The sequence below is a fragment of the Pseudomonas fluorescens genome, from assembly GCF_900215245.1.
Taxonomy (GTDB): domain Bacteria; phylum Pseudomonadota; class Gammaproteobacteria; order Pseudomonadales; family Pseudomonadaceae; genus Aquipseudomonas; species Aquipseudomonas fluorescens.
Map to the genome: position 1 here is coordinate 272,206 of NZ_LT907842.1, position 25,621 is coordinate 297,826.

Below are 25,621 nucleotides of genomic sequence, written 5' to 3' on the forward strand. Positions count from 1 at the left end.
TACCTCAGCCGTTGGGCCCTACTGTCGCGACAATAGTCACTTGCTTGTTGTCAGGAATTTCCTGATAAGCCAAAACGTGCAAATTCGGCACTGCCAGACGTCCAAACCGCGACAACATCGCTCGGACCGGGCCCGCCACCAGCAGAATCACTGGGTGACCCGCCATTTCCTGACGCTGTGCGGCTTCGATCAACGAACGCTGCAGTTTTTCAGCCATGCTTGGCTCCAGCAGAACGCCCTCTTCCTGGCCTTGTCCTGCCTTCTGAATACTATTGAGCAATATTTGTTCCAACCTTGGCTCCAAGGTGATAACAGGCAGCTCAGACTCAACCCCTACAATGCTTTGCACGATTGCACGGGACAACCCGACGCGCACCGCGGCCACCAAAGCGGCAGTATCTTGACTCTTGGCGGCATTGTTCGCGATGGCCTCGGCGATGCTGCGAATGTCGCGCACCGGCACCTGTTCGGCGAGCAATGCCTGCAACACCTTGAGCAACTGCGACAGCGACAGCACGCCAGGCACCAGCTCTTCGGCCAATTTTGGCGAGGCTTTGGCCAGCAAACCCATCAATTGCTGGACTTCCTCGTGGCCGATCAGCTCGTGGGAGTGCTTGTAGAGGATCTGGTTAAGGTGGGTGGCGACCACGGTGCTGGCGTCGACCACGGTGTAACCCAACGACTGCGCCTGGCTGCGCTGGCTGACTTCGATCCACACCGCTTCCAGGCCAAAAGCCGGATCTTTGGCGGTGATGCCGTTGAGCGTGCCGAAGACCTGGCCGGGGTTGATCGCCAGTTCGCGGTCGGGGTAAATCTCCGCTTCAGCGAGGATCACACCCATCAGCGTCAGGCGATAGGCGCTGGGCGCCAGGTCGAGGTTGTCGCGGATATGCACGGTGGGCATCAGGAAGCCCAGGTCCTGGGACAGCTTCTTGCGCACACCCTTGATCCGCGCGAGCAGTTGGCCACCCTGGTTACGGTCGACCAGCGGGATCAGACGGTAGCCGACTTCCAGGCCGATCATGTCGATCGGGGTGACGTCATCCCAGCCAAGCTCCTTGGTTTCCTGGGCGCGGGCCGGCGACGGCAACAGCTCCTGCTGGCGCGCGATTTCCTGCTGGGCCTGGACCTTGACCTGGTTTTGCTTGCGCCAGAACAGGTAAGCGCCACCAGCGGCCATGGCCGCCATGCTCAGGAACGACACGTGCGGCATGCCAGGCACGATGCCCATGATCGCCATGATGCCGGCCGCCACGGCCAGCGCCTTGGGCGAGGCGAACATCTGCCGGCTGATCTGCTTGCCCATGTCTTCGGAGCCCGAAGCACGGGTCACCATGATGGCCGCCGCTGTAGATAACAACAGTGATGGCAATTGCGCCACTAAACCGTCACCGATGGTCAGCAAGGCGTACACCTTGCCCGCATCGCCGAAGGTCATGCCGTGCTGGAAGATGCCGACTGCCATGCCGCCGATCAAGTTGATGAACAGAATCAGCAGGCCGGCAATGGCGTCGCCGCGCACAAATTTGCTGGCACCGTCCATGGAACCGTAGAACTCGGCTTCCTGGGCCACTTCCAGGCGACGGGATTTGGCTTGGTTCTGGTCGATCAGGCCGGCGTTGAGGTCGGCGTCGATCGCCATCTGTTTGCCGGGCATGGCGTCGAGGGTAAAGCGTGCGCTCACCTCGGAAATCCGCCCGGCGCCCTTGGTCACCACCACGAAGTTGATGATCATCAGGATCGCGAACACCACGATACCCACCACGTAGTTACCGCCAATCACCACTTCACCGAAGGCCTGGATCACCTTACCGGCGGCGGCGTGGCCGTCCTGACCATGAAGCATCACCACCCGCGTGGACGCCACGTTCAGCGCCAGGCGCAGCAGGGTCGCGATCAGCAGGATGGTCGGGAATACCGCAAAGTCCAGCGGCCGCAGCGCATACACACAGACCAGTAGCACCACGACAGACAGGGCAATGTTGAACGTGAAGAAGACGTCGAGCAGGAACGGCGGCATCGGCAACATCATCATTGCCAGCATCACCAGCAACAGCAACGGCACACCCAGATTGCCCCGCGACAGGTCAGTCAGGGTGCCACGGGCCGTGCTGAGCATTTGAGAGCGATCTACCACCGGTATTCCTCGTGTTCCTTGAAGCAAAGTTTTGACGCTGGAGAGCGTCCTGAAGGCGGTATTGCAAGAAGCCTTCCAACTTTTGCTCTGAGGCTCAGATGAGCGCAAAAGCGACCGCGCTTAGCGGGGGTAAATCCATGCAAATGTGGGAGCGAGCTTGCTCCCGAAGGCGCTGGTTCAGCGAGTACATTGCCGACTGACACATCGCCTTCGGGAGCAAGCCCGCTCCCACATTTGGATCTGTGTGAACTCGCCGCCACTGAGGAGATTTCCGGCAGGGTTTTAAGGTTGCCCCTAGGAAACGCGCTCTCTAGTCTCCGTACACCGCTGCAAATGCAGTGGTCGGGCGTCGCGGCTCGCAATATCAAGGAGAACTCTTATTCCTTTCCAAGGAGCGACGCCATGTCCAAAACCACACAAAATTCCCCCACCGCGCTCTTCACCGTCATCGACGGCATCAGCACCGAAGACCTGCTGGTCAACCTCACCGAAACCCTGGCGTCCGCCCACGCGCTGGCCTGCGACTTCGCCTTTGATCTGGAAGGGTCGCGGCGAGAAGGCGCACTGGGCATTGCGCAGTTGATTGAGGTATCGCGGTTGTTGGCTGAGCGAGCGCTGGATGACATGGGGCCGCCGCCCGAGTCAGAACCCGGCAAATTCTAGGCAGAACATCAGATAAGAGATCGTTCCCGCAGGTGGGAACGATCAAGTGAATCTTCACGCAACGCGCACATTCACAGCCTGGGGCCCTTTCAGGCCTTTCTCAACCTCGAACTCCACTTTTTGGTTCTCCGTGAGCGTCTTGAACCCGTCGCCCTGAATTGCCGAAAAGTGGACGAACACTTCAGCGCCGTTATCGTCCTGAGTAATAAAACCAAACCCCTTACTGTCGTTAAACCACTTAACAGTACCTGTCGCCATTGCCACCCTCCTGAACTCTGGTTCGACGCCCCAGGGTCGCTAGATAATTGTGATGTTGGACGCAAAAACACCTGCGGGACGATGGATCCTCGCAAATCTCACCCGCTGCCCCGTTTTCAGCAAAATTCCGGCCGTACTCTTGAGATCGACCAGCACCGGCTCGCCACCGTCATCAAGGGCAATCACGCCTTGTCCGTTTTTTCGGCAATAAGATTTGATCGTACCTGTTACCGCTTCCATCACTGCTCCCTCTGCATCTCTTACAACCTGTACGCAGTGTGGTGCTATGAAACCGCGGGAAGGCAGCGCTGACTACTGTCAGAGTTGACAGGTAGACGGAGGTTGGCGACGGGTGGTAGCGGAGGGAGCGACGAAAGTATCGTGCCGATCAGGTCTTTTTGTGACCCGCGGGCTTGCCACAGGAAGCCGCTCACCACCGGCCCAGGATCAGGAATCGCGGCGCAGGTCCGGCGGAATCGGCAGGTCTTTGAGCGGTTCTGGCCGCTTGCCCTTGCCCGCGCGGTATTGGCGGATCTGATAGACGTAGGCCAACACCTGCGCCACGGCCAGGTACAGCCCGGCGGGGATTTCCTGATCGAGGTCGGTGGAGTAGAAGATCGAACGCGCCAGTTCCGGCGACTCCAGCAACAAAATGTCGTTGGCCACGGCGATTTCGCGGATTTTCAGCGCGGTAAAATCGCTGCCCTTGGCCAGCAACATCGGCGCACCGCCCTTCTCCGGGTCGTACTTGAGCGCCACGGCGTAGTGGGTCGGGTTGGTGATGACCACGTCGGCATCCGGCACCGCCGCCATCATCTTGCGCTGGGACATTTCGCGCTGCAGTTGGCGAATCCGCTGTTTGACCTCAGGGCGACCTTCCTGGTCCTTGTGCTCGTCACGCACTTCCTGCTTGGTCATCAGCAGTTTCTTGTGGCTTTCCCACAGCTGGATCGGCGCATCCACGGCGGCGATGATGATCAGCCCGCAGGCCATCCACAGCGCGCTCCAGCCCACCACCTGCACGCTGTGAATGATCGCCGACTCCAGCGGCTCATGGGCAATGCGCAGCAAGTCGTCGATGTCGGAGGACAACACCGTCAGCGCCACAAACAGGATCAGGATGAATTTCGCCAGCGCCTTGAGCAACTCCGCCAGCGCCTTGGCGGAGAACATGCGCTTGAGCCCGGGCCCAGGGTTCATCCGGCTGAACTTGGGCGCCATGCTGCCGGCGGCAAACAACCAGCCGCCGAGGGACACCGGCCCGATCAAGGCCGCCAGCAACAGCGTGATCAGCACCGGCTGCACCGCCAGGATCGCGATTTTGCCCGAGTGCAGCAGGTACTGGCCCATGGCGCCGGGGCTGAGCAGCACTTCGCGGGGCAGCGAGAAGTTGAGTTTCATCAACTCCATCATGTCCAGCGCCAAACCACCGCCGTAAATCAACAGGCCGCCGGCACCGGCGAGCATCACGGCAAGGGTGTTGAGCTCCTTGGAGCGCGCAATCTCGCCCTTTTCCCTGGAGTCCTTTTTACGTTTCTCCGTGGGGTCTTCTGTTTTGTCCTGACCACTCTCGCTCTCGGCCATGGCTCAGCGCGCTCGTGCCAGGTCACGTAAGAACTGCAAGGCGTCGGTCGCCAGCGGTTGATACTGATTGAGAATGTCAGCCATGCCGACCCAGAAAATCCCCATGCCCAACACCAGGGTCAACGGGAAACCAATCGAGAAAATGTTCAGTTGCGGCGCCGCGCGGGTCATCACGCCGAAGGCAATGTTGACCACCAGCAGCGCAGTGATCGCCGGCAATACCAGCAACAACGAGGCGCCCAGCACCCAACTCATGCGTCCGACCAATTCCCAGAAGTGACTGACCACCAACCCCGAGCCCACCGGCAAGGTCGTGAAGCTTTCGGTCAGCACCTCGAACACCACCAGGTGGCCATTCATCGCCAGGAAGATCAAGGTCACCAGCATGGTCAGAAACTGCCCGATCACTGCCACCGACACGCCGTTGGTGGGGTCGACCATGGACGCGAAGCCCATGCCCATCTGGATCGAGATGATTTGCCCGGCGATCACAAACGCCTGGAAGAACAACGTCAACGAGAAGCCCAGCAGCGCACCGATCAGGATCTGCTCGGCAATCAGCAGCAACGCACTGAGGTCCAGGGCATTCACCGGCGGCATCGGCGGCAGGCCGGGCACGATCACCACGGTGATGGCAAAGGCGAAATACAACCGGATACGCCGCGGAACCAGCGTCGTGCCGAACACCGGCATGGTCATCAGCACCGCCGTGACGCGGAACATTGGCAAGATGAAAGACGCCACCCACGTGCTGATCTGGGTGTCGGTCAATGCCAGCACAGATTGCATGGGGTCAGCCGATCAACTGCGGAATACTGCCGTACAACTGCAGGATGTATTCCATGAAGGTTTGCACCAGCCACGGGCCGGCGACAATCAGGGTGATCAGCATCACCAGCAAACGCGGGAGGAAGCTCAAGGTTTGTTCGTTGATCTGCGTCGCGGCCTGGAACATCGCCACCAGCAGGCCGACCAACAGGCTCGGCACCACCAGCACGGCGACCATCATGGTGGTCAGCCACAACGCTTCACGGAACAGGTCGACCGCTACTTCTGGGGTCATTGGCCTACACTCCGCCGAAACTGCTGGCCAGCGTGCCGATAATCAGCGCCCAGCCGTCCACTAGCACAAACAGCATGATCTTGAACGGCAACGAAATAATCAGCGGCGACAGCATCATCATGCCCATGGCCATCAGCACGCTCGCCACCACCAGGTCGATGATCAGGAACGGGATAAAGATCATGAAGCCGATCTGGAACGCGGTTTTCAATTCTGAGGTGACGAACGCCGGCACCAGGATGGTCAGCGGCGCCTGATCCGGCGTAGCGATGTCGGTGCGTTTGGACAACCGCATGAACAGCTCAAGGTCGCTGGAGCGGGTTTGCGACAGCATGAAGTCCTTGATCGGGCCCTGAGCCTTGTCGATCGCGTCCTGCGCGGTGAGTTTTTCCGCCAGATACGGTTGCAGCGCTTGCTGGTTCACCTTGTCGAACACCGGCGCCATGATGAACAGCGTCAAAAACAGCGCCATGCCGGTGAGGATCTGGTTCGACGGCGTCTGTTGCAGGCCGAGGGCCTGACGCAAAATCGAAAATACGATGATGATCCGCGTGAAGCTGGTCATCAGCATGACAAACGCCGGAATAAAACTCAGCGCGGTCATGATCAGCAGGATCTGCAGGCTGACCGAATATTCCTGGGCGCCGGCGGCGTTGGTGCCCAGCGTGATTGCCGGGATCGACAACGGGTCGGCCGCGAACGCCAGCGGCGCGGCCAGCAACAGCATGAGCGTTAATAAAACGCGCATTACTTCTTATCCTTCTGATCCTTGCCCAGCAACTCCATCAGGCGCTGGGCGAATTCTGGCGTGGCGGCCTCGGTCCTGGCCACTTCAACCGGCGACTTGAGCACGTGCAACGGCGTGATGCGGCCAGGCGTGATGCCGAGCAAAATCTGCTCCTCGCCGACTTGCACCAGCACCAGCCGGTCACGCGGGCCGAGGGCGCGCGAGCCGATCATCTCGATCACCTGGCCATTACCCGGGCCGATGCGCTGTACGCGGCGCATCAGCCAGGCCAGCACAAAAATCAACCCGACCACCAGCAACAGGCCCAGTACCAGCTGGGTCAACTGCCCGCCGATGCCACTGCTGACCACGGGCGCCGCAGCCGCCGCTTGCGCGACCGGCTCAGCCGCCAGGGCGCTCAATGGCAGCGCCAGAAACAGTCCCGCCAGCGAATACTTCATATCAGCGCAACTTCTTGATGCGTTCGCTCGGGCTGATCACGTCCGTCAGGCGGATGCCGAACTTTTCGTTGACCACCACCACCTCGCCATGGGCGATCAGCGTGCCGTTGACCAGCACGTCCAATGGCTCACCGGCCAGGCGGTCGAGCTCGATCACCGAACCCTGGTTGAGTTGCAGCAGGTTACGGATGTTGATTTCGGTGCTGCCGACTTCCATGGAAATCGATACCGGAATGTCGAGGATCACATCCAGGTTCGGGCCGTCGAGGGTCACCGGGTCGTTGTTCTTCGGCACGCTGCCGAATTCTTCCATGGGCAAGCGTTTGCCGGCCGGTGCACTGGCGGCGTCGGCGGCCAGCAGCGCGTCGATATCGTCCTGGCCAACATCGCCGGTTTCTTCCAGGGCCGCAGCCCACTCGTCAGCCAGGGCCTGGTCTTCGGCGGAAGTATTTTCGTGTTCGGTAGCCATTACATGTCCTCGGCGGAGCAAACATTCATCAATAAATAGGGGCGGATCAGCGACGGTTGATCGGCTCGATCACTTGCAACGCCAGGTTGCCCTTGTGGGAGCCGAGCTTGACCTTGAACGACGGCACGCCATTGGCGCGCATGATCAGTTCTTCCGGCAATTCCACCGGAATCACGTCGCCCGGCTGCATGTGCAAAATATCGCGCAAACGCAGCTGGCGACGGGCCACAGTGGCGCTCAAAGGTACGTCGACGTCGAGCAGGTCTTCGCGCAGCGCCTTGACCCAGCGCTCGTCCTGGTCGTCCAGGTCGGACTGGAAACCGGCGTCGAGCATCTCGCGCACCGGTTCGATCATTGAGTACGGCATGGTCACGTGCAGGTCGCCGCCACCGCCATCGAGTTCGATGTGAAAGGTGGACACCACAATCGCTTCGCTGGGGCCGACGATGTTGGCCATGGCCGGGTTCACTTCCGAGTTGATGTACTCGAAATTGACTTCCATGATCGCCTGCCAGGCTTCCTTCAAGTCGATGAAGGCTTGCTCGAGCACCATGCGCACGACGCGCAATTCGGTCGGGGTGAATTCACGGCCTTCAATCTTCGCGTGACGGCCGTCGCCGCCAAAGAAGTTGTCCACCAGCTTGAACACCAGTTTGGCGTCGAGGATGAACAGTGCGGTACCGCGCAACGGCTTGATCTTGACCAGGTTGAGGCTGGTCGGCACGTACAGCGAGTGCACGTACTCGCCGAACTTCATCACCTGCACACCGCCCACCGCCACGTCCGCCGAACGGCGCAGCATGTTGAACATGCTGATACGGGTGTAACGGGCGAAACGCTCGTTGATCATTTCCAGGGTCGGCATGCGTCCGCGGACGATACGATCCTGGCTGGTGAGGTCATAACTTTTGACACTGCCAGGTTCAGCACTCAGTTCGGTCTGTACCAGACCATCGTCGACGCCATGCAACAGCGCGTCAATTTCATCCTGGGACAGCAGGTCTTGCACGGCCATCTCGTGATCCTACTGCAATACGAAGTTAGTGAAGAGCGCCTGCTCGACCACGACTTTGCCAAGCTCTTTCTGGGCCACTTCCTGCACGCTGGCAGTGACCTTCTGGCGCAGCATTTCCTGGCCGACCGGCGTGGCCAGGCTTTCGAAGCTCTGCCCGGAGAACAGCATCACCAGGTTGTTGCGGATCACCGGCATGTGCACCTTGAGGGCATCCAGGTCCGCCTGGTTACGCGCCAGCAAGGTGATACTCACCTGCAGGTAACGTTGACGGCCATTCTGGTTGAAGTTGGCGACAAAGGCCGGGAGCATCGGTTCGAAGATTGCCGGTTGTTTGGCGTTGCTGGCAGTTTCAGCGGCAGGGGGCGGTTTGCTTGCACTGCTGTGCATGATGTACCAGGTACCGCCCACCGACGCGCCGATGGCCAGGAGCAGGCCCAGCACAATCAGCAGGATAAGCTTGAGCTTGCCCTTGCTTGCGGGTGGTGTTGCTGCGTCGTCGCTCTTCGCCATGCCAATAATCCGTCACTATTCGGGGATTCATAGATCTACGGAAAGGCAAGAGCAAGTGTTATGCCAGAGTTGTCAGCTGATCGGGGATAGATGCAACACCACAGGTCCCTGTGGGAGCGGGCTTGCTCGCGAATGCGGTGGGTCAGTCGATGAATCCTTTGACTGACATTGCGCTTTCGCGAGCAAGCCCGCTCCCACATTTAGAGCTGCGAGGGGCTGGAATCAGGCGTAGTAATCAACGGCACTGGAGCCGACGATGGTTTGGGTCACTGGCGCAACTGCCGCAGCCACTTCAGCATGCTCACCCGCGTCACCACCCTCACCACGCCCGCCACTGCCGCTTATGCCGCGAGCCTGGTTCTGCTGCTGTTGCTCCTGCCCTTGCCCCTGCCATCCACGGGATTGATCGGAGACGTTGACGTCGACCTGCCCCATGCCCTGCTGGGCAAACATTTCGCGCAAACGCCCGGACTGGCTTTCCAGCGCTTCACGCACCACCGCATGGCCACTCATGAAGGTGACCTGGGCCTGCTGGTCCGCCGTCATGTTGACCTTGATATCCAGGCGCCCCAGCTCGGCCGGCTGCAACTGGATCTCTGCCGATTTGAGGTTGGCGCTGGACAGGTACATCACACGGTTGACCACCTCCTCGGTCCAGCCGCTCTGGTGCATGGCCAGCGGCGCATTGGCCACGGGTGGCAAGGCATTCGCGGTTTTCGGCGTGGCGGCCTGGGTCAGCGCGGCCAGGCGGTTGGCGAAGTCATCGACACGGGTATTACTGCTGGCGTCTTTCAAATCCTTGAGGCCACCGTCGATCAGCCCGCTGAAGGCTTTGTCGCCGCCTTGGTCAGTGCTGTCCTTGGTGGCTTGCTGGTCAACCATAGTCGCCAGGCCGGCAGCAAAATTCTGCGCAGAGGTCAGCGGGTCCTGAGTCGTCGGCGCGGTTTTCTGCGGCGTCTGGCTGCTGGCGGAGACGTGACCGCCCTGCTCCATCGCCAGGCGCACGGCCGGCATCGAATCCAGTGGGTCGGCCGCAGGGTCGAACGCAGGTTGCTTGGCCTCATCCGTGGCTGCAACCGGTGCCGCGACGACGGGCTGGGCATTCTCGTCCTGAGCGGCCACCGGCGCCGGCGTTTGCACGGGGGCAGGCACGACAACGGGGACGACCGTGGCCATCAATGCCGGATCAACGACGGGATCAACCGGAGGTTGCTGCGCCACGGACGGGTCGCTGGGTTTGTCGTCTTGATTGCTGGCACTGCTGCCGCTGTCGGAGCTGGCGGCCGGCTTGGCAGGCAAGGTATTGCCGCTATCGGCAACGGCCGGCGAGCTGACGGCAGGTTTATCGTTACCCGTCACAGGCTTGGTGCTGGTGTCGGAAGACTTGTCGCGCATGGGTTTGGCCGGTGCGACGTCGACCTTCGGCGTCGGTTTGGCAGCTTGGTTGGCAAACACTTGAGCGAAGCCAGGGCCCTTGTCCCGTGGGTCCGCAGCCGCTACCGAGGGGGCGGCGGCAGGCGCTTGAGGCTTGGCCGCTGGGGCAGCCTGAAGGAGCGAATTCTGGGCGACTGGCATAGTTAAAGGTCTCCACTGCATTGGGGGTCGGGGATGCAGTCAGAGGTGATATAGCAAGAGTCGGGCCACGTTTTGCGAAGCCCGTCAGTCAAAGCTGAAACCGCTGGCGCTCATGCTCGTACAAAGGCCGGACCAGCGCGAACTCCTGGTCGATTTCATCGACCAGCTCACCGAGGTCCACTCGAAAAGGCTCGGCAGAGCCGTCTTCCAGTCGGCGACACAGCTCTGCCAAGCGCACCGCGCCCAGATTGCCACTGCTGCCCTTGAAGCTATGCGCAATCCGCCCCAGCGCCTTGGCATCGTCACGCGCCTTGCGCAACGCCTCGACACGCTTTTGCGAATCGTCAAGAAAGGTATCGAGCAACTTGGGGTACTCGCTCTCCATAACCTCTTGCAAACCCGACAACACATCAGGGTCCAGATGAATCTCAAGCACTTGTTCGCTCCTTGATCAAGAATCGGCGGATTATGCCAGAGCCCCCCAGCAAAACTCCACGCACACGCTGCGCCCACCATCGGACCAGCGTACAGCGCTGCTCAGTTGGCGCACCAGACTCAAACCACGGCCAGACAGACGGTCGACATCCAGCGGCCGCGCCAGCACCTGCTCCACGTCAAACCCGGGACCGCTGTCGTCGATGCGCAGCGTCATTTTGCCGCCCATGGGGGTCGGCACCACCTGTACGTGCACACGCACATAACCACTGTTCAACTGCATGAGGCGCTGATTGCGCTGGTGGTAATACTCGGCGAAGCCCTGCGCATCACGCTTGAGCCGCGAATCCAGTTCCAGCACGCCATGCTCCAGCGCATTGGAATACAGCTCGGCCATCACACTGTAGAGCGCCCCACTCTGCTCACGCAGGCCGTGGACCTCCAGCAGCAGTTGCAGCAGGTACGGCAGCGGGTTGTAGCTTTTGAGCGCCTGTGCGCGAAACTCGAAGCTCACCGCCCAATCCAGCGGGCTCGCCTGGCCGCTGTCGGCATACAGGGGCTCCGCCGCACGCAGCGGCTGGCCGGCCTGCAAGGTGATCTCGACCATGCTGACGTCATCGCGCGCCTCACCCCGAAATGCCGCCAGGGCCTGTTCAATATCCTCAAACAGACGGTCAGGCTTGCGGTTGGTGGCAAACACTTGCTGCAAGCGCTCGACACCGAACAGCTGGTCATTAGCGTCGGCGGTGTCCAGTACGCCATCGGAGAGTAAAAATACCCGGTCGCCCAACACCATCGGCCAGACTTCCGTGCTGTCATCAAACGCTTCGGCGGACAGCACGCCCAACGGCAGATGCCGCGACACCAACGGCGTGCGCTTGCCCGTGGCGATCTCATGCACATAGCCTTCGGGCATGCCGCCGTTCCACACCTCCACCACGCGCTGCTGGGCACTCAGGCAGATCAGTGTGGCGCAACAGAACATGTCCACCGGCAGAATACGCTTGAGCTTGGCATTCATCTCCCGCAGGGTTTGCGCCAGGCCGTAGCCCTTGGCCGTCATGCCGTAGAACACTTCCGCCAGGGGCATGGCGCCGACAGCCGCCGGCAGACCATGGCCGGTAAAATCACCGAGCAACACGTGCATGTCACCCGACGGGGTGTACGCCGCCAACAGCAGGTCGCCGTTGAACAACGCATACGGCGATTGCAGGTAGCGAATGTTCGGCGCCGCGTTGATACAGCCGGAATGCGCCACCTTATCGAACACCGCCTTGGCCGCCCGCTGCTCATGCAGCAGGTAGTCATGGTGCCTGGCGATCACGTCACGCTGGCGCAAGACCGTGGCCTGCAAGCGGCGCAGGCGGTCCATGGCATTGATCTTGGCTGCCAGGATCAGTGGGTTGTAAGGCTTGGGCAGGAAATCATCCCCGCCGGCGTCCAGGCAGCGGGCCAGGGCTTCACTCTCACGCAGCGAGGTGAGAAAGATGATCGGCACCAACGCCTCCCCGGCCAGCTGCTTGATTCGGCGCGCCGCTTCAAAGCCGTCCATCACCGGCATCAGGGCATCCATCAACACCAGTTGCGGACGCTCGCGGCTAAACACGTCGACGGCTTGCGCACCATTAGTCGCCGTCAGCACCTGATGGCCCTGACGCCGGATGATGGTCGACAGCAACAGCAAATCGGCCGCACTGTCTTCGGCGATCAGGATCGTCAGCGGCTCAAGCACGGGGGCCAGGCTGCTCAACTGATGTCGAACAGTTTGTCGAAGTTGGAGATACCGAGGATCTTGCGCACATCGGAGTTGCTGTTGACCACCTGCACCTCGGCACTGTCGCCACCGGCATGGTCACGTAACAGCAGGAGCATGCCCAGGGCCGAGCTGTCCATGTAAGTGGTGTCCTTCAAGTCCACCACGTAGACCTCGGGCACCTTGTAGAAGCGCTCATACGCATCGCGAAATTTCTGGTGGCTACCGAAATCGAATCGGCCCTTGACTGTAATCGTCAACTTCGTCCCATCCAGGGATACTTCTGACTCAATTGACATGCGACTGCTTCCTTGTCATTGGCTATGTGCAACAAGGTTTAGCAGGTGAACCGGCGATGGGCAACACGGCGCGTCAAATGTGGCAGCTGGCCGGCCCACGCCTACCGTGGAGCGGTGGTCACTAATACTGTGATTGGCGGGGCAGGCGCTGTGACAGCTCATCAAGCAACTTTTGCTCGCGCTTGTCTTCGATCGCCCGCGCTTCGTCGATATAGCGCTGCACCAGCTTGCGCAAACCTTCAACCCGGGCGAACGCCGCTTGCCAGCTTTCACGGGCCTTATCGAGGTTGTTCTGGTGCCAGGCCAGGCTCTGGCGCTGTTGGCCGACGGCGGTTTCCAGCTGGTTGAGAAAGCCCTGGTAGCCCATCAGCCACTGGCCGGACACGCCCTTGCTGCCGCGCTCGATCCACTGCTGCTGGTATTCGCCACGAAAGCGCTCCAGATCGCCCAGTTTGCTTTCCGCCAGGCGCACCTGGCCCTGGAAGTAACCCAAGCGCTGGACAGCGGCTTTCTCGGCTTTTTCAGCCATGTCCACCACCGGCGCGAGGCGCGACGAACGGCTACTGGCCATGGCTTAGCCGCCGGGTGCAGGAGCGAAGATCGAGCCCAGGTGCGCTTCGCTTTCACCCATGCTGATCTTGTCGTTGAGGCCCTGGCGCAGGTAGGTCACCAATTGCGGCTGCAAGGCAATCGCCAGGTCGGTTTCGCGATCGCCACCGGCCACATACGCGCCGACGCTGATCAGGTCGCGGCTCTGCTGATAACGCGACCACAACTGTTTGAAATGTTGCGCGCGGGCCATGTGCTCCGGCGTGACCACCGCCGGCATCACCCGGCTGATCGACGCTTCGATATCGATAGCCGGGTAATGCCCTTCTTCGGCCAGCCGCCGCGACAGCACGATGTGGCCGTCGAGCACGCCCCGCGCCGAGTCGGCAATCGGGTCCTGCTGGTCATCACCTTCGGACAACACGGTGTAGAACGCGGTGATCGAACCGCCGCCGGCCTCGGCGTTACCGGCGCGCTCGACCAGCTTGGGCAGCTTGGCAAACACCGACGGCGGGTAGCCTTTGGTGGCGGGCGGTTCGCCGATGGCCAGGGCGATTTCCCGCTGGGCCTGAGCGAAACGCGTGAGCGAGTCCATCAGCAACAGGACGTTCTTGCCCTTGTCGCGAAAATATTCGGCGATACGCGTGCAGTACATGGCGGCGCGCAAGCGCATCAGCGGTGCATCATCGGCCGGGGATGCGACGACAACGGAGCGCTTGAGGCCTTCTTCACCGAGGCTGTGCTCGATGAACTCCTTCACTTCACGGCCGCGCTCGCCGATCAATCCGACCACAATGATGTCGGCCTCGGTAAAGCGCGTCATCATGCCGAGCAGCACGGATTTACCCACACCGGTACCGGCAAACAGGCCCAGACGCTGGCCACGACCGACCGTCAATAAACCGTTGATGCTGCGAATGCCCACGTCCAGCGGCACGCTGATCGGGTTGCGGTTGAGCGGGTTGATGGTCGGGCCGTCCATCGGCACCCAGTCTTCAGCCTTCATGCCGCCCTTGCCGTCCAGCGCGCGACCGGCGCCGTCGAGCACACGGCCGAGCATGCTCATGCCCATCGGCAGGCGGCCCGTGTCGGCCAGCGGCACCACACGGGCACCGGGGGCGATGCCCGCCAGGCTACCGACCGGCATCAGGAAAATCTTGCTGCCGGAAAAGCCCATCACTTCGGCTTCGACCTGCACCGGGTGGTAGCTGTCGTCATTGATCACCAGGCAGCGGCTGCCCATGGCGGCGCGCAGGCCTTCGGCTTCGAGGGTCAGGCCGACCATGCGCAGCAGGCGCCCTTCGAGAACGGGCTGGCCAGGCAACTCGGTGGCCTCGGCGTAGCCGCTCAGGCGCTTGGCGAAACTGGTGCGATCAAGGCGCATCGGGGGCGTCCAGGTCCACGCTCAGGTCAGGCTCGGCCGGGTGCAGGGCCTGTTCATGGAGTTGATCGAAGAGCTTGGCCATGATCTGGCTGATGCGGGTTTCCACCGTGGCATCGATGCGGCTGTGTTCGGTCTCGACGCGGCAACCGCCGGGCAGCAGCGCCGCGTCCTCGACGATGCGCCAGGTTTCTTCGTGGCGCTCGCGCAGGGCTTTGACCTGCTCGAAATCCTGGGGGTTGATGTACAAGCGCACATTGCCGACGCCCAAGGGCAGCAGCTTGAGGGCTTCGCGCATCACGCTTTCGAGGTGGCTGGAATCGAGCACCAGTTCGCGCTGGATCACTTGGCGAGCGATGTGCTCAACCAGGCCGACCATGGCTTTTTCCAGTTGCGAATCCTGTTCGGCGATAGGATCGAACAGGCTGCCCATCAAGCGTTCCAGGCTGGCCAGCTTGACGCTCAAGGCCTCTTCGGCTTCCTGGCGCACCTTCAGCGTGGTGCTGCGAAAACCGTCTTTTTCACCCGCCGCAAAGCCTTCGTTGTAGGCCTCCTGACGGATGGCTTCCAATTCTTCAAGGGTCAGTGGCTGGACTTCATCCAGCGGCACCTCTTCCATTTGCGCAGGCGGCTCTTCGACATACGCAGGTTCCGGCTCCGGCACATGCGGGTCGAAACTGGGCAACGACCAGATGTCGAACCCGCCGACATCCCGCGCGCGAATCAGATCGCTGGGCGTCTCATCTTTGTTCGACATGCGCAGCGCCTTAGATCATTTCTTCGCCGCCCTTCCCGCCGAGAACGATTTCTCCGGCTTCGGCCATACGGCGGGCAATGGTGAGGATTTCCTTCTGGGCGGTTTCCACGTCGCTGACGCGTACCGGGCCTTTGGCTTCCAGGTCGTCGCGCAACAGTTCGGACGCGCGCTTGGACATGTTCTTGAAGATCTTCTCTTTGACGCCTTCGTCCGAACCCTTGAGGGCCAGCACCAAAACGTCGGACGACACCTCACGCAGCAACGCCTGGATACCACGGTCGTCGACATCGGAGAGGTTGTTGAACACGAACATGAGGTCTTCGATCTGGCCGGACAGGGTGTCGTCGATCTCGCGGATCGAGTCCATCAACTGGCCTTCGACCGAACTGTCGAGGAAGTTCATGATGTCGGCCGCGCGCTTGATGCCACCCAGGGTGGTACGCGAGGCATTCGAGTTGCCCGAGAACTGCTTCTCGAGAATCGTGTTGAGTTCTTTCAGCGCGGCCGGCTGCACCGTGTTCAGCGACGACACGCGCAGGATGATGTCCAGGCGCACTTTATGGTCGAAGTGGCCGAGCACTTCACCGGCCTGGTCCGGGTCGAGGTAGGCAACCACGATGGCCTGGATCTGCGGGTGCTCGTAGCGGATCACGTCGGCCACGGCGCGCGGTTCCATCCATTTCAGGCTGTCCAGGCCACTGGTGTTGCCGCCCAGCAGGATGCGGTCGATCAGGCCGTTGGCCTTGTCTTCGCCGAGGGCCGAGGTGAGCATCTTGCGGATATAGCTGTCGGAACCGACGCCCAGGCTGGTCTGGTCGCCGACGATTTCGACGAACTCGCTCATCACCTGCTCGACTTGCTCACGGTGCACATTGCGCATCTGCGCCATGGCCACGCCCACGCGCTGAACCTCTTTGGGGCCCATGTGGCGCAGCACTTGTGCGGCGTCGGTCTCACCCAAAGACAGCAGCAGGACTGCGGCTTTATCGACCTTGGTGAGCTTGGCAACAGCGGCTCGATCATTCATCTGCGTTAATCCACTCTTTCACGACCTGAGCCACACGGCCCGGGTCTTCTGCTACCAGACTCTTGATTGCATTCAGCTGAGCGTCATAGCCTTCGCTCGGGCTTGGCAACAGAATACTTTGCGGGCCGCCCAGGCTGACGCGGTCGTTGGCCAGTTCGCCGTCCAGGCCGCCCATGCCACCCAACTCGACGTCGCTTCCTGCAAGGGCAAGCTGCTTCTTGCCGTGGCCGGTGATGTTGTTGAGCACCGGACGCAGCACGCCGAACACCAGCACCAGGATGAACAACACACCCAGCACTTGCTTGACGATGTCCCAGAACCACGGCTGTGTGTAGAACGCAGGGTCGGTAATGACTTCGCCACGCTCGACCGAGAACGGCATGTTGATCACGCTGACGCTGTCACCCCGGCTGGCGTCAAAACCAACGGCGTCCTGTACCAGGCGAGTGAAGCGCGCCAATTCGTCGGCACTCCACGGCGCACGGGTCACCGCACCGTCAGCGGCATTGACCTTGACCTGGTCATCGACCACCACCGACACCGACAGGCGATTGATTTTGCCCTGCTGCTGTTTGGTGTGGCTGATGGAACGGTCGAGCTCGAAGTTCTTGGTCGACTGGTTACGCTTGTCCGCCGGGTATGGCGCGAGCATCGGCTGGCCGGTGGCCGGGTCCATGATCTGCTGACCGTTGGCGTCCAACAATGGCTGGCCAGGCTGAATCGCAGCGGCGGTCGCGGCAGCGCCGCCCGTGGTTTGCGGCGCCGAAGCCGGTGCCGGCGGCTGGTTGCTCAGGGCACCCGGCACACCTTGCGGGCCATTGCTGGCGGTGCGTTGTTCGCTGGTCGACTGCTCGCTGCGCAGGGCCGGCTGGTCCGGGTTGAACTGTTCAGAGGTCGATTCGACCGCGCTGAAGTCCACGTCGGCGGACACTTCAGCCTTGTAGCGGTCGTTGCCGAGCACCGGCTGCAAAATATTATGCACGCGCTGGGTGAGCATGCTTTCCATGCGACGGCTGTAATCGAACTGCTTGCCGGCCTGGGTCAGCGCAGAATTTTCTGCCATGTCCGACAGCAGGTTGCCCTTCTGGTCGACGACGGTAATTTGCGATTTGCTCAGTTCGGGAACGCTGGTGGCCACCAGGTTGATGATCGCCAGCACCTGGCCAGGCTCCAGGGAACGCCCGGAAAACAGCTCGACCAGCACCGAGGCGCTCGGCTTGCGTTCGTCACGGACAAACACCGAGCTCTTCGGAATCGCCAGGTGCACGCGGGCGCCCTTGACGTTGTTGAGGCTTGAGATGGTGCGCGCCAACTCGCCTTCCAGGCCACGACGGTAGCGGGTGGCTTCCATGAACTGGCTGGTACCCAGGCCCTGGTCCTTGTCGAGGATTTCAAAACCGATATTGCTGTCGGACGGCGTCACGCCGGCGGCGGCCAGCTTCATGCGTGCACGGGCGACGTCATCGGCCTTGACCAGCAACGCGCCGGAGTTGGGTTCTACGGTATAGGCGATGTCGGCGGCGGCCAGGGTTTCCATGATCTGCTTGGAATCCATGCCGGCCAGGCTGCCGTACAGCGGGCGGTAATCAGGTTGCTGCGACCACAGCACCACGGCAAAACCAATCGCCACGCTGGCAGCCAGGCCGACCATCAGGCCCACCTGACGCAACATGGTCATTTCGGAGAGGTTTTCCAGGAACGACAAACCAAACAGCGGCGGCTTGCCGTCTGTCTTGGCGGGTACGTTGTCCACGACTGCTTCTGCCATGACTTAAATCTCGTCCTTAAACCGGCATCTGCATGATGTCTTGATAAGCCTGAACCAGCTTGTTACGCACTTGGGTCAAGGCCTGGAAGGAAACACTGGCCTTTTGCGAGGCGACCATCACATCGGTGAGGTCCACGCCGCTTTTGCCGATTTCGAAGGCGGTAGCCAATTGATTCGAGGCTTGCTGGGTATCACTGACTTTGTTGATTGCCTGACCGAGCATGTCGGCAAAACTGCTTTGGCCCAATTCCGGCGCTGGCGCGACGGATTTCGGTTGAGCCATGGCATCCATTTGCATGGAGCGCATATCCAACATCAACCGATTGAACTCAATACCCTGGCTCATGACCTTCTCTCTCCGACGACCCGCAATTTTTTGACACTACGCAGCGGTTACTAGGGGTGGTAGCAACAAGGGTGCCAAATCCATAGCGGTTCGTAAGAAAAGGCGACAAACCCTGTCAGCCTAGGCTTTTTGTAGGGCGCGATTCTCAGGTCGCGAAAAGGTAGGCTTCCACATCCATCCCGGCGTCGCGCATCTGCGCCAGCTTGTAGCGCAAGGTGCGCGGGCTGATCCCCAGGCGTTCGGCCGCTTCTTTGCGGCGGCCGCGTTCGGCACGCAGGGTGTCGATGATCATCTGGAATTCGCAGCGCCGCAGGTCGTCCCCCAACGCACCGCCCGACTCGGCTTCGGCGACCGCCACGGGCGCCGGCGCAAGGCTCGGCAAGGGGGCCGCGCCACTGCCCATGGCCAGGCAGAAATCCTGGGGCTGGATCAAACCGCCCTGCTGCAAAATCAACGCACGCTGGATCGCATTGTCGAGTTCCCGCACGTTGCCGGGCCATGGGTAGCTGATCAGGCAAGCCTGGGCCTCAGCCGACAGCCGGGCCTGGGCGTGCTTCATTTTTTTGACGTGGTTGTTCAGCAGGCGCTCGGCCAGCGGGATGATGTCCGCCGGGCGTTCACGCAATGGGCGCCAGGCCAGAGGGAAGACCGACAGCCGGTAAAACAAGTCTTCCCGAAAGCGCCCCGCCGCTACTTCGCCCGCGAGGTCGCGGTTGGTGGTGGCGACTACGCGGATATCCAGCTGGATCGGCTTGCGCGCGCCGACGCGCTCTACTTCACGCTCCTGCAACACCCGCAGCAGCTTGGCTTGCAGGCCCAGGGGCATTTCGGAAATCTCGTCGAGCAGGATAGTGCCGCCGTCGGCCTGTTCGAACTTGCCGGCCTGGGCCGCAATGGCGCCGGTGAACGAGCCTTTTTCATGGCCGAACAACGTGGCTTCGAGCATGTTGTCGGGGATGGCCGCGCAGTTGATGGCGATAAACGGTTGCTTGGCGCGACCCGATTGCTGGTGGATATAGCGTGCCAGGACCTCTTTACCGGTGCCGGACTCGCCGGAGATCAGCACGGTTGAATCACTGCGCGCCACACGGGCGGCCAAGTCCAGCAACTGTGCACTGGCCGGTTCGAAGGCAATCGGGCCTTCGCCTTCGGCGGCCGAGATCACGCCCAAGGCATGCCGCGCGACCAACTCGATCAAGGCTTTGGGTTCAAACGGTTTGACCAGGTAATCCGCCGCGCCCTGGCGCATGGCATCCACGGCGCGCTCGACCGCGCCATGGGCGGTCATCAGCAACACCGGCAGTTGCGGCTGACGCGCGCGCAGCAGGCCGAGCAACTGATGGCCGTCCATACCGGGCATGTTCACGTCGCTGACCACCAGGCTGAAGGACTCTTGCTCAACAGCCTCCAAGGCCTCCTCGGCAGAGCCGACCGCCCGGTAGTCATGGCCCGCCAACAGCAGCGTGTCAGCCAATGCTTCACGCAGGGCGCGATCGTCTTCCACCAATAAAACCTTGATAGCCATAATCCTTTTACTCCGCGCTTGCCGCGCTGGAAAACAGCGGCAAGGTCATCAATGCACAGGTGCCACGCCCCAACCGGGAACGCAGCTGCAATTCTCCCTGATGGGCCCGTGCCACCGCCTTGACCACGGTCAGGCCGAGGCCAGTGCCGTTAGTCTTGGTGGTAAAAAACGGTTCGCCCAGGCGTCGCAACACCACGGGGTCGATGCCACTGCCGCTGTCGCTGATACACAGGCGCAAGGTTTGCCCGCGGCTGTACAGGTGCACCTTGAGTCGCGCACCGGGGCCGCTGGCCTGGGTGGCGTTTTCGATCAGGTTGAGCAAAGCGCCGACCAGCGTGTCGCGATTGCACAGCAACTCGCCAAGGTGGCTGTCGCACTGCCAGCGCACATTGACATCATGGATATGCGTCGCCGCCGCCGATTGCAGCGACTGCAGCAGCTCGGACGGCGTGATGCGGTCAGTCAGCGGTAATTCGCCGCGGGCAAACACCAGCATGTCGCGCACCTGGTGCTCCAATTCATGCAGGCGCTCCTTGAGGCGGCCGGCAAATCGTTGGTGGGTAGCGGCCGGCAGTTGCTCATCAGTCAAATGACTGGCGTAGATCAACGCCGCCGAGAGCGGCGTACGGATCTGATGCGCCAACGAAGCGACCATCCGCCCCAACGACGACAAGCGCTCATGGCGCGCCAGTTGGTCTTGCAGGTGACGGGTTTCAGTCAGGTCGTTGAGCAGCACCAACTGGCCGGGCTCGGCGTCCAGGGAGCGCGTGGCGATGGACAGGCGACGGCCGTCCTTCAGGGAGATTTCGTGACCGTCGTCCTCACGCGGTGCGAAGCAACGGGTGATGACATGGCGCCACAACTCACCCTCAAGCGGTTCGCCCAACAGGTCGCGCGCGGCCGGGTTGGCTTCGCGGACATGGCCCATTTCATCAATAACGATCACGCCACCGGGCAACAGGTCGAGGAGATTTTGCAGACGGTTGGCCAGGCGCTCTTTCTCGGCCAGCTCTTCCATACGCTGGGCGCTCACCACCGCCAGCTCGCCTTTGAGCTCGGACACCCGGGCTTCCAGCAAGCTGTAAGAGTCGGTCAGTTGACTCGACATCTGGCTGAACTGCGAGAACGCCTGTTCAAGACCCTGCCGGGTAAGCGGCTCTGCAGACGGAACGAGCCCCGGGATAGCAGGGGCTGTAGAAAGTTGGGCGGCGTGGGGCATCATGCTCTCTCGCTTGGCTGACCGTCAGTTAAACGGAACGTTGCGAGGGCTGTAGCAATACCCGTGCCTAAAAAAATAGGCTTATTTTTCAGTCACTTAAAAAACAGGCGTCAATCATCCGCCTGTTCATCACCTTCCCGACGACTCATACCGTACTTGCGCATCTTCTCCACCAGGGTGGTGCGACGGATGCGCAGGCGCTCGGCGGCACGCGCGACGATACCGTTGGCATCGTCCAGGGCCTGCTGGATCAGGCCTTGTTCCAGGCTTCCGAGGTAGTCCTTCAAGTCCAGGCCTTCCGGCGGCAGCATGGCGCTGGAACCGAAGTCCGGCGTGTGGCCGTTAATCGCGACGCGCTCTTCGAGGTCGGTGCGCAGACTGTCGACCAGCTGCTCGTCTTCGTCATCGACGTAGCGGAATTTCTTCGGCAACTCGACCACGCCGATCACGCCATAGGGGTGCATGATCGCCATGCGCTCGACCAGGTTGGCCAGTTCACGGACGTTGCCCGGCCAGCCGTGACGGCACAGCGACATGATCGCGGCGGAATTGAAGCGGATCGAGCCGCGCTTTTCGTGCTCCATGCGCGAAATCAGTTCGTTCATCAGCAGCGGGATGTCTTCCACCCGCTCACGCAGTGGCGCCATCTCGATCGGGAATACGTTGAGGCGGTAGTACAAGTCTTCACGGAAGCTGCCCACCTCGATCATGCTTTCGAGGTTTTTGTGGGTGGCCGCAATGATGCGCACGTCGACGCTCTGGGTCTTGTTGCTGCCCACGCGCTCGAAGGTGCGCTCCTGCAGCACGCGCAGCAGCTTGACCTGCATCGGCAGTGGCATGTCGCCGATTTCGTCGAGGAACAGCGTACCGCCATTGGCCAATTCAAAACGCCCGGCACGGCTGGTGATTGCCCCGGTAAAGGCACCCTTCTCGTGGCCAAACAATTCGCTTTCCAGCAGCTCTGCGGGGATTGCCCCGCAGTTGACCGGCACAAAGGGTCCGTCGCGGCGCTTGGAGTGATAGTGCAGGTTGCGCGCCACCACTTCCTTGCCGGTGCCCGACTCGCCGAGGATCAAAACACTGGCGTCGGTATCGGCCACTTGCTGCATCATCTGGCGCACGTGCTGGATCGCACGGCTGGTGCCGACAAGGCTGCGGAACAGGTTGGGTTCACGATGACGGCCGCGCTCGCGCGCCTGGTCATACATCTCGCGATAGACCTGGGCACGGTGCAGGGAGTCGAGCAATTTGCTGTAGCTAGGCGGCATTTCCAGGGTGGAGAGCACACGGCGGCGCTGGTCTTCCGGCAGGTCCACGGAAGAAATATCACCCATTAGCAACACCGGAAGGAACTCATCCCAGGTCGACAGTGTCTTTAACAGGCCAAGCACCGCGCCAGGAGCGTTTACCGTCCCGATCAGCACACAAATGACTTCACGGCTCGATGACAATGAGCTGACCACCTGCTGCCAATCGTGGCTGCCGCAGGGAAAATTTTCTTCGCCAAGAAAATTCAAAATGACCGCTAAATCGCGGCGGCGGACGCTATCGTCATCAATCAGCAGAATTTTGGTTTCACGCCACATGCAATAGCAACTTCCCTAGTAAAACGCTCTGCCCCAGAGTGAGGGCAATCTAGACGCTTGTAAGACTTCTTACCTTACTAGACGTCTGAAATCTGAAAACAGCACTAGTTAAGTCAAAAATGCTGGCACAGTCAAATATATGACGCGCCGTTCGGACTAACCGAGCCCATTCAGCCGAACAGATGGTAAACCTTTGACGCACTTTCCGCTCGGTTGATCTGCGACATCTCTTCGAAAATCGCCTGGCGCTCGCCCGTCGTCACCTCAAGTAATTGCTGATATACCGCCAGCAAACTCTCCAGTTTTTCCCGCAGGGCGTCTTCGTCCACCGGCGCATTATTGAGCGCCTCATCAATCACCGCACGGCATCCCATATCCAGTTCGCCGATAGCGTCCCAGTTACGTTCGGCCAATGCATCGACCAAGGCTTCGCGGGTTTCGTCAATCCGTTGCAGGGCGTGGCTCATGACATCATCCTCAGGCCTGGCGGCCTACAGTGTTGCAATACCGTCCCAGCCTTCCTTGAGCGTAATCATCAGGCCGGCTACTTCGTCGATCATGGCGACATCGCTTTTGCTGTTGGCTTCCAGCAAGCGCGTGGTCATGTAGGCATACAGGTTATCCAGTTGCTGCAACGCCGCCGGATCATCGGTTTTTTCCGGATTCAGGCCGTCACGCAAACCGATCAGAATGTCGATCGCCTTGCCCAGCAGCAGGCCTTTTTGCGCGATATCACCACGAGCCATGGCGCCCTTGGCCTGCGCCATGCGATCGAGTGCGCCCTCCATCAACATCTGAACAAGACGGTGCGGGCTGGCCTCGGAGACTTGGGCATGGGAATTGACCTTCTGGTATTGGCGAAGGGCTCTCATGGGATTCATGTTTCTACCTCGTGACAGGCAACAGCTAAAAAAGATGGGCTCTGATTATTATGTCGACGGCGTCGCAAAAAACTTTAAGCCGATGGTCTGGCGAAGGTCACGCCCGACAACGTTAAGCACATTGCCGGACGGCCTCATTGAGGATCAACTGGTCTTCGGATTATTCAGCGCGTTAAGCGTGGTCATGACGCTGGAACGTTGACTGGTAAGCTGCGCGACCAAGTTGTTCATCGTGGTGTATTTGGCGGTCAGGCTCGTCTTCAAGGCCGCCATGCGCGCGGTCAGGGTGTCCTGCTGGTTTTGCAGGTCCTTGATGTTTGCCGACAGCGTTGATGTACGCGTAGCGAGAACCCCGGTACCACTGAGCGCATAGCTGTCGGTCGCGGTTTTCATCCGTGCCAGCAGCCCCTTGTCACCGTTGAAAATGCCGCCAATGTCAGTGGGGTTGGTCGCGATCGCGGCACCGAACAACTTATCGTCGATGCTCAGCTTGCCGGTCTTCTGGTCAGTGTTCACACCAAACTGGGCCAGGGATTTCAACGAGCCCGTGCCACCCAATGCGTTCAGTTCGCTACGAACGGCCGAGGTCAGAGTACGCAGAGTGGCGTCGCCCGTCAGCGCAGCCGACGTGATGGAACCGTCGGCATTGGTGGTCACCGCGGTCTCAGTGTTGATCGCGGTCATCAGGGCGTTATAGGTGTCGACAAAGCCCTTGACCGAACTCTTGAGGGTGTCGGTGCTTCGCGCGATGGTAATGGTCGAACTCAGGCGCGTAACGGTTGAGCCAGGGGGTAACGGATCTGTAGAACCGGCAGGCAGAGGCGACACTGCCGTCAACTTGATGCTCACACCACTGATCGCGTCGCCCAGGGTATTGCTCTTGGATTCCTGAGCGGTACCGTCAATGGTGTACTTCGCGTTCTGCGGCACGGTCACAACCGAGGTTCCGGCTTCCAGGCCGGAGTTACCGCCGAGGGTAATGTCGGTGCCGACGCCGGTATTGGTCGACGTCATGACCAAACGGGAACCGGTGGCGTCAGTCAGGATGTTGGCACTCAAGCCAGCACTGCTGTATTGCGCGTTGATCGAGTCACGCACCTGCTGCAACGTCGCACCTGGCGGAACGCTCACACCATAGCTCTGGCCCGACTGGGAGATCTCCAGGGTGGTCGACGTAGTGCCGGTATTGACGACAGCCTTCGCCCCGGCTGCAAAAGTCTGGGTAGCGACCTTCGAGGCCGTCGCCAACTGATTGACCACCAACTGGTAGCTGCCCGCGGAGGCACCGGCGCCCAGCGTGATGGCCGATACGTTGTTATCCGAGGTCGTTGCCGACAAACCGCCGATACTGGCGTCTTTGGCCATGTTGTCCATGGCGCCGCGGAACGCATCCAGTGCCGCTTGAATCTTGCCGATCGAGGACAGCTGGGCGGTCGACGTTTGCGTCTGCTTGTTGATCTGCGACTGCTTGGGTGCCTGTTCCGCGTTCACCAATGCCGTCACGATCGACTGGGTATCGATGTTCGTAACTGGGCCGCTAACCGTAATATCACCCATGACTGTTCTCCTGATCCGGGGCTGGCGCTTTCTTGACGTACGACGCCTCAAGCAGCTTCAGCAACAAAATTCATGC

The 25,621-nt window shown here is 60.8% G+C and carries 28 protein-coding genes; 1 reads left to right on the plus strand and 27 read right to left on the minus strand.

The window, feature by feature from the left end; translation table 11 throughout:
• Positions 1 to 4: 4 nt before the first annotated feature.
• Positions 5 to 2,119: a flagellar biosynthesis protein FlhA gene (flhA, locus tag CPH89_RS01275; protein ID WP_053257290.1), complete on the minus strand. Its 2,115-nt coding sequence runs from the start codon at positions 2,117 to 2,119 to the stop codon at positions 5 to 7.
• A gap of 420 nt (positions 2,120 to 2,539) precedes the next feature.
• Here flhA and CPH89_RS01280 point away from each other — a divergent pair, with 420 nt between their 5' ends.
• The gene (locus CPH89_RS01280) at positions 2,540 to 2,800 is read left to right on the plus strand and encodes a DUF6124 family protein (protein ID WP_053257291.1); all 261 of its coding nucleotides are present in this window, start codon (positions 2,540 to 2,542) and stop codon (positions 2,798 to 2,800) included.
• A 54-nt stretch (positions 2,801 to 2,854) separates the two neighbouring features.
• On the opposite strand, the gene CPH89_RS01285 is transcribed toward CPH89_RS01280, so the two are convergent.
• The 26 genes from CPH89_RS01285 to fliD form a co-directional block, all read right to left on the minus strand.
• Positions 2,855 to 3,058 (minus strand): cold-shock protein, encoded by a 204-nt coding sequence (locus CPH89_RS01285; protein WP_053257292.1) that lies wholly within the window; start codon positions 3,056 to 3,058, stop codon positions 2,855 to 2,857.
• Between the two features lie 39 nt (positions 3,059 to 3,097).
• Positions 3,098 to 3,298, minus strand: coding sequence for a S1 domain-containing protein (locus tag CPH89_RS01290; RefSeq protein ID WP_053257293.1), 201 nt, complete (start codon positions 3,296 to 3,298; stop codon positions 3,098 to 3,100).
• 207 nt (positions 3,299 to 3,505) lie between these two features.
• Positions 3,506 to 4,642, minus strand: a complete 1,137-nt coding sequence (gene flhB, locus CPH89_RS01295) for a flagellar biosynthesis protein FlhB (protein ID WP_053257294.1) — start codon at positions 4,640 to 4,642, stop codon at positions 3,506 to 3,508.
• Between the two features lie 3 nt (positions 4,643 to 4,645).
• Positions 4,646 to 5,431, minus strand: a complete 786-nt coding sequence (gene fliR, locus CPH89_RS01300) for a flagellar biosynthetic protein FliR (RefSeq protein ID WP_053257295.1) — start codon at positions 5,429 to 5,431, stop codon at positions 4,646 to 4,648.
• A gap of 4 nt (positions 5,432 to 5,435) precedes the next feature.
• Positions 5,436 to 5,705: a flagellar biosynthesis protein FliQ gene (gene fliQ, locus CPH89_RS01305; protein ID WP_003214552.1), complete on the minus strand. Its 270-nt coding sequence runs from the start codon at positions 5,703 to 5,705 to the stop codon at positions 5,436 to 5,438.
• A gap of 4 nt (positions 5,706 to 5,709) precedes the next feature.
• Entirely contained in the window at positions 5,710 to 6,453 is a 744-nt protein-coding gene (fliP, locus tag CPH89_RS01310; protein WP_053257296.1) for a flagellar type III secretion system pore protein FliP, read from the minus strand.
• Positions 6,453 to 6,893, minus strand: coding sequence for a flagellar biosynthetic protein FliO (gene fliO / locus CPH89_RS01315; protein WP_053257297.1), 441 nt, complete (start codon positions 6,891 to 6,893; stop codon positions 6,453 to 6,455). Before fliO ends, fliP begins: the two co-directional genes overlap by 1 nt.
• A gap of 1 nt (position 6,894) precedes the next feature.
• Complete coding sequence (gene fliN, locus CPH89_RS01320; protein ID WP_053257298.1) at positions 6,895 to 7,362, minus strand: flagellar motor switch protein FliN; 468 nt, start codon at positions 7,360 to 7,362, stop codon at positions 6,895 to 6,897.
• 46 nt (positions 7,363 to 7,408) lie between these two features.
• On the minus strand, positions 7,409 to 8,377 hold the full coding sequence (gene fliM, locus CPH89_RS01325) for a flagellar motor switch protein FliM (RefSeq protein ID WP_053257299.1): 969 nt from the start codon (positions 8,375 to 8,377) through the stop codon (positions 7,409 to 7,411).
• Positions 8,378 to 8,386: 9 nt separating this feature from the next.
• Complete coding sequence (gene fliL / locus CPH89_RS01330) at positions 8,387 to 8,887, minus strand: flagellar basal body-associated protein FliL (RefSeq protein WP_053257300.1); 501 nt, start codon at positions 8,885 to 8,887, stop codon at positions 8,387 to 8,389.
• Between the two features lie 222 nt (positions 8,888 to 9,109).
• Complete coding sequence (locus CPH89_RS01335; protein WP_053257301.1) at positions 9,110 to 10,462, minus strand: flagellar hook-length control protein FliK; 1,353 nt, start codon at positions 10,460 to 10,462, stop codon at positions 9,110 to 9,112.
• Between the two features lie 88 nt (positions 10,463 to 10,550).
• Complete coding sequence (locus CPH89_RS01340; RefSeq protein WP_053257302.1) at positions 10,551 to 10,898, minus strand: Hpt domain-containing protein; 348 nt, start codon at positions 10,896 to 10,898, stop codon at positions 10,551 to 10,553.
• Between the two features lie 30 nt (positions 10,899 to 10,928).
• Positions 10,929 to 12,647: a fused response regulator/phosphatase gene (locus CPH89_RS01345; protein ID WP_053257303.1), complete on the minus strand. Its 1,719-nt coding sequence runs from the start codon at positions 12,645 to 12,647 to the stop codon at positions 10,929 to 10,931.
• The gene (locus tag CPH89_RS01350) at positions 12,644 to 12,949 is read right to left on the minus strand and encodes an STAS domain-containing protein (protein ID WP_053257304.1); all 306 of its coding nucleotides are present in this window, start codon (positions 12,947 to 12,949) and stop codon (positions 12,644 to 12,646) included. The genes CPH89_RS01345 and CPH89_RS01350 overlap by 4 nt, the downstream gene beginning before the upstream one ends.
• Positions 12,950 to 13,070: 121 nt before the next feature.
• A complete protein-coding gene (gene fliJ / locus CPH89_RS01355; RefSeq protein ID WP_053257305.1) occupies positions 13,071 to 13,520 on the minus strand; it encodes a flagellar export protein FliJ in 450 nt (149 codons plus the stop codon).
• 3 nt (positions 13,521 to 13,523) lie between these two features.
• Positions 13,524 to 14,882 (minus strand): flagellar protein export ATPase FliI, encoded by a 1,359-nt coding sequence (fliI, locus tag CPH89_RS01360; protein WP_053257306.1) that lies wholly within the window; start codon positions 14,880 to 14,882, stop codon positions 13,524 to 13,526.
• Entirely contained in the window at positions 14,872 to 15,636 is a 765-nt protein-coding gene (gene fliH / locus CPH89_RS01365) for a flagellar assembly protein FliH (RefSeq protein WP_053257307.1), read from the minus strand. Before fliH ends, fliI begins: the two co-directional genes overlap by 11 nt.
• Positions 15,637 to 15,646: 10 nt before the next feature.
• Positions 15,647 to 16,663, minus strand: coding sequence for a flagellar motor switch protein FliG (fliG, locus tag CPH89_RS01370; protein ID WP_053257308.1), 1,017 nt, complete (start codon positions 16,661 to 16,663; stop codon positions 15,647 to 15,649).
• The gene (gene fliF, locus CPH89_RS01375; RefSeq protein ID WP_053257309.1) at positions 16,656 to 18,431 is read right to left on the minus strand and encodes a flagellar basal-body MS-ring/collar protein FliF; all 1,776 of its coding nucleotides are present in this window, start codon (positions 18,429 to 18,431) and stop codon (positions 16,656 to 16,658) included. The genes fliG and fliF overlap by 8 nt, the downstream gene beginning before the upstream one ends.
• Before the next feature lie 16 nt (positions 18,432 to 18,447).
• Positions 18,448 to 18,777, minus strand: a complete 330-nt coding sequence (gene fliE, locus CPH89_RS01380; RefSeq protein WP_016972029.1) for a flagellar hook-basal body complex protein FliE — start codon at positions 18,775 to 18,777, stop codon at positions 18,448 to 18,450.
• 145 nt (positions 18,778 to 18,922) lie between these two features.
• Complete coding sequence (locus CPH89_RS01385; protein ID WP_053257310.1) at positions 18,923 to 20,302, minus strand: sigma-54-dependent transcriptional regulator; 1,380 nt, start codon at positions 20,300 to 20,302, stop codon at positions 18,923 to 18,925.
• Positions 20,303 to 20,309: 7 nt separating this feature from the next.
• Positions 20,310 to 21,521, minus strand: a complete 1,212-nt coding sequence (locus CPH89_RS01390; protein ID WP_053258023.1) for a sensor histidine kinase — start codon at positions 21,519 to 21,521, stop codon at positions 20,310 to 20,312.
• A gap of 110 nt (positions 21,522 to 21,631) precedes the next feature.
• On the minus strand, positions 21,632 to 23,107 hold the full coding sequence (locus CPH89_RS01395) for a sigma-54 dependent transcriptional regulator (RefSeq protein ID WP_053257311.1): 1,476 nt from the start codon (positions 23,105 to 23,107) through the stop codon (positions 21,632 to 21,634).
• 170 nt (positions 23,108 to 23,277) lie between these two features.
• Entirely contained in the window at positions 23,278 to 23,574 is a 297-nt protein-coding gene (locus CPH89_RS01400; RefSeq protein WP_053257312.1) for a flagellar protein FliT, read from the minus strand.
• A gap of 24 nt (positions 23,575 to 23,598) precedes the next feature.
• Positions 23,599 to 23,988, minus strand: coding sequence for a flagellar export chaperone FliS (gene fliS, locus CPH89_RS01405; RefSeq protein ID WP_053257313.1), 390 nt, complete (start codon positions 23,986 to 23,988; stop codon positions 23,599 to 23,601).
• A 144-nt stretch (positions 23,989 to 24,132) separates the two neighbouring features.
• Positions 24,133 to 25,545: a flagellar filament capping protein FliD gene (gene fliD / locus CPH89_RS01410; RefSeq protein ID WP_053257314.1), complete on the minus strand. Its 1,413-nt coding sequence runs from the start codon at positions 25,543 to 25,545 to the stop codon at positions 24,133 to 24,135.
• Positions 25,546 to 25,621: the final 76 nt, after the last annotated feature.

Excerpts from the sequence above, each read along its gene's own strand:
- fliR (WP_053257295.1), bottom strand. The coding sequence starts at position 5,431 with ATGCAATCTGTGCTGGCATTGACCGACACCCAGATCAGCACGTGGGTG.
- fliS (WP_053257313.1), bottom strand. The coding sequence starts at position 23,988 with ATGAATCCCATGAGAGCCCTTCGCCAATACCAGAAGGTCAATTCCCAT.
- CPH89_RS01280 (WP_053257291.1), top strand. The coding sequence starts at position 2,540 with ATGTCCAAAACCACACAAAATTCCCCCACCGCGCTCTTCACCGTCATC.
- CPH89_RS01395 (WP_053257311.1), bottom strand. The coding sequence starts at position 23,107 with ATGTGGCGTGAAACCAAAATTCTGCTGATTGATGACGATAGCGTCCGC.
- fliL (WP_053257300.1), bottom strand. The coding sequence starts at position 8,887 with ATGGCGAAGAGCGACGACGCAGCAACACCACCCGCAAGCAAGGGCAAG.
- flhB (WP_053257294.1), bottom strand. The coding sequence starts at position 4,642 with ATGGCCGAGAGCGAGAGTGGTCAGGACAAAACAGAAGACCCCACGGAG.
- CPH89_RS01350 (WP_053257304.1), bottom strand. The coding sequence starts at position 12,949 with ATGTCAATTGAGTCAGAAGTATCCCTGGATGGGACGAAGTTGACGATT.
- CPH89_RS01285 (WP_053257292.1), bottom strand. The coding sequence starts at position 3,058 with ATGGCGACAGGTACTGTTAAGTGGTTTAACGACAGTAAGGGGTTTGGT.
- CPH89_RS01290 (WP_053257293.1), bottom strand. The coding sequence starts at position 3,298 with ATGGAAGCGGTAACAGGTACGATCAAATCTTATTGCCGAAAAAACGGA.
- CPH89_RS01400 (WP_053257312.1), bottom strand. The coding sequence starts at position 23,574 with ATGAGCCACGCCCTGCAACGGATTGACGAAACCCGCGAAGCCTTGGTC.
- CPH89_RS01385 (WP_053257310.1), bottom strand. The coding sequence starts at position 20,302 with ATGGCTATCAAGGTTTTATTGGTGGAAGACGATCGCGCCCTGCGTGAA.
- fliF (WP_053257309.1), bottom strand. The coding sequence starts at position 18,431 with ATGGCAGAAGCAGTCGTGGACAACGTACCCGCCAAGACAGACGGCAAG.
- CPH89_RS01335 (WP_053257301.1), bottom strand. The coding sequence starts at position 10,462 with ATGCCAGTCGCCCAGAATTCGCTCCTTCAGGCTGCCCCAGCGGCCAAG.
- fliJ (WP_053257305.1), bottom strand. The coding sequence starts at position 13,520 with ATGGCCAGTAGCCGTTCGTCGCGCCTCGCGCCGGTGGTGGACATGGCT.
- fliO (WP_053257297.1), bottom strand. The coding sequence starts at position 6,893 with ATGAAGTATTCGCTGGCGGGACTGTTTCTGGCGCTGCCATTGAGCGCC.
- CPH89_RS01390 (WP_053258023.1), bottom strand. The coding sequence starts at position 21,521 with ATGCCCCACGCCGCCCAACTTTCTACAGCCCCTGCTATCCCGGGGCTC.
- fliQ (WP_003214552.1), bottom strand. The coding sequence starts at position 5,705 with ATGACCCCAGAAGTAGCGGTCGACCTGTTCCGTGAAGCGTTGTGGCTG.
- fliN (WP_053257298.1), bottom strand. The coding sequence starts at position 7,362 with ATGGCTACCGAACACGAAAATACTTCCGCCGAAGACCAGGCCCTGGCT.
- fliG (WP_053257308.1), bottom strand. The coding sequence starts at position 16,663 with ATGAATGATCGAGCCGCTGTTGCCAAGCTCACCAAGGTCGATAAAGCC.
- fliM (WP_053257299.1), bottom strand. The coding sequence starts at position 8,377 with ATGGCCGTGCAAGACCTGCTGTCCCAGGATGAAATTGACGCGCTGTTG.
- fliD (WP_053257314.1), bottom strand. The coding sequence starts at position 25,545 with ATGGGTGATATTACGGTTAGCGGCCCAGTTACGAACATCGATACCCAG.
- fliP (WP_053257296.1), bottom strand. The coding sequence starts at position 6,453 with ATGCGCGTTTTATTAACGCTCATGCTGTTGCTGGCCGCGCCGCTGGCG.
- fliI (WP_053257306.1), bottom strand. The coding sequence starts at position 14,882 with ATGCGCCTTGATCGCACCAGTTTCGCCAAGCGCCTGAGCGGCTACGCC.
- fliH (WP_053257307.1), bottom strand. The coding sequence starts at position 15,636 with ATGTCGAACAAAGATGAGACGCCCAGCGATCTGATTCGCGCGCGGGAT.
- fliE (WP_016972029.1), bottom strand. The coding sequence starts at position 18,777 with ATGAGCCAGGGTATTGAGTTCAATCGGTTGATGTTGGATATGCGCTCC.
- flhA (WP_053257290.1), bottom strand. The coding sequence starts at position 2,119 with ATGCTCAGCACGGCCCGTGGCACCCTGACTGACCTGTCGCGGGGCAAT.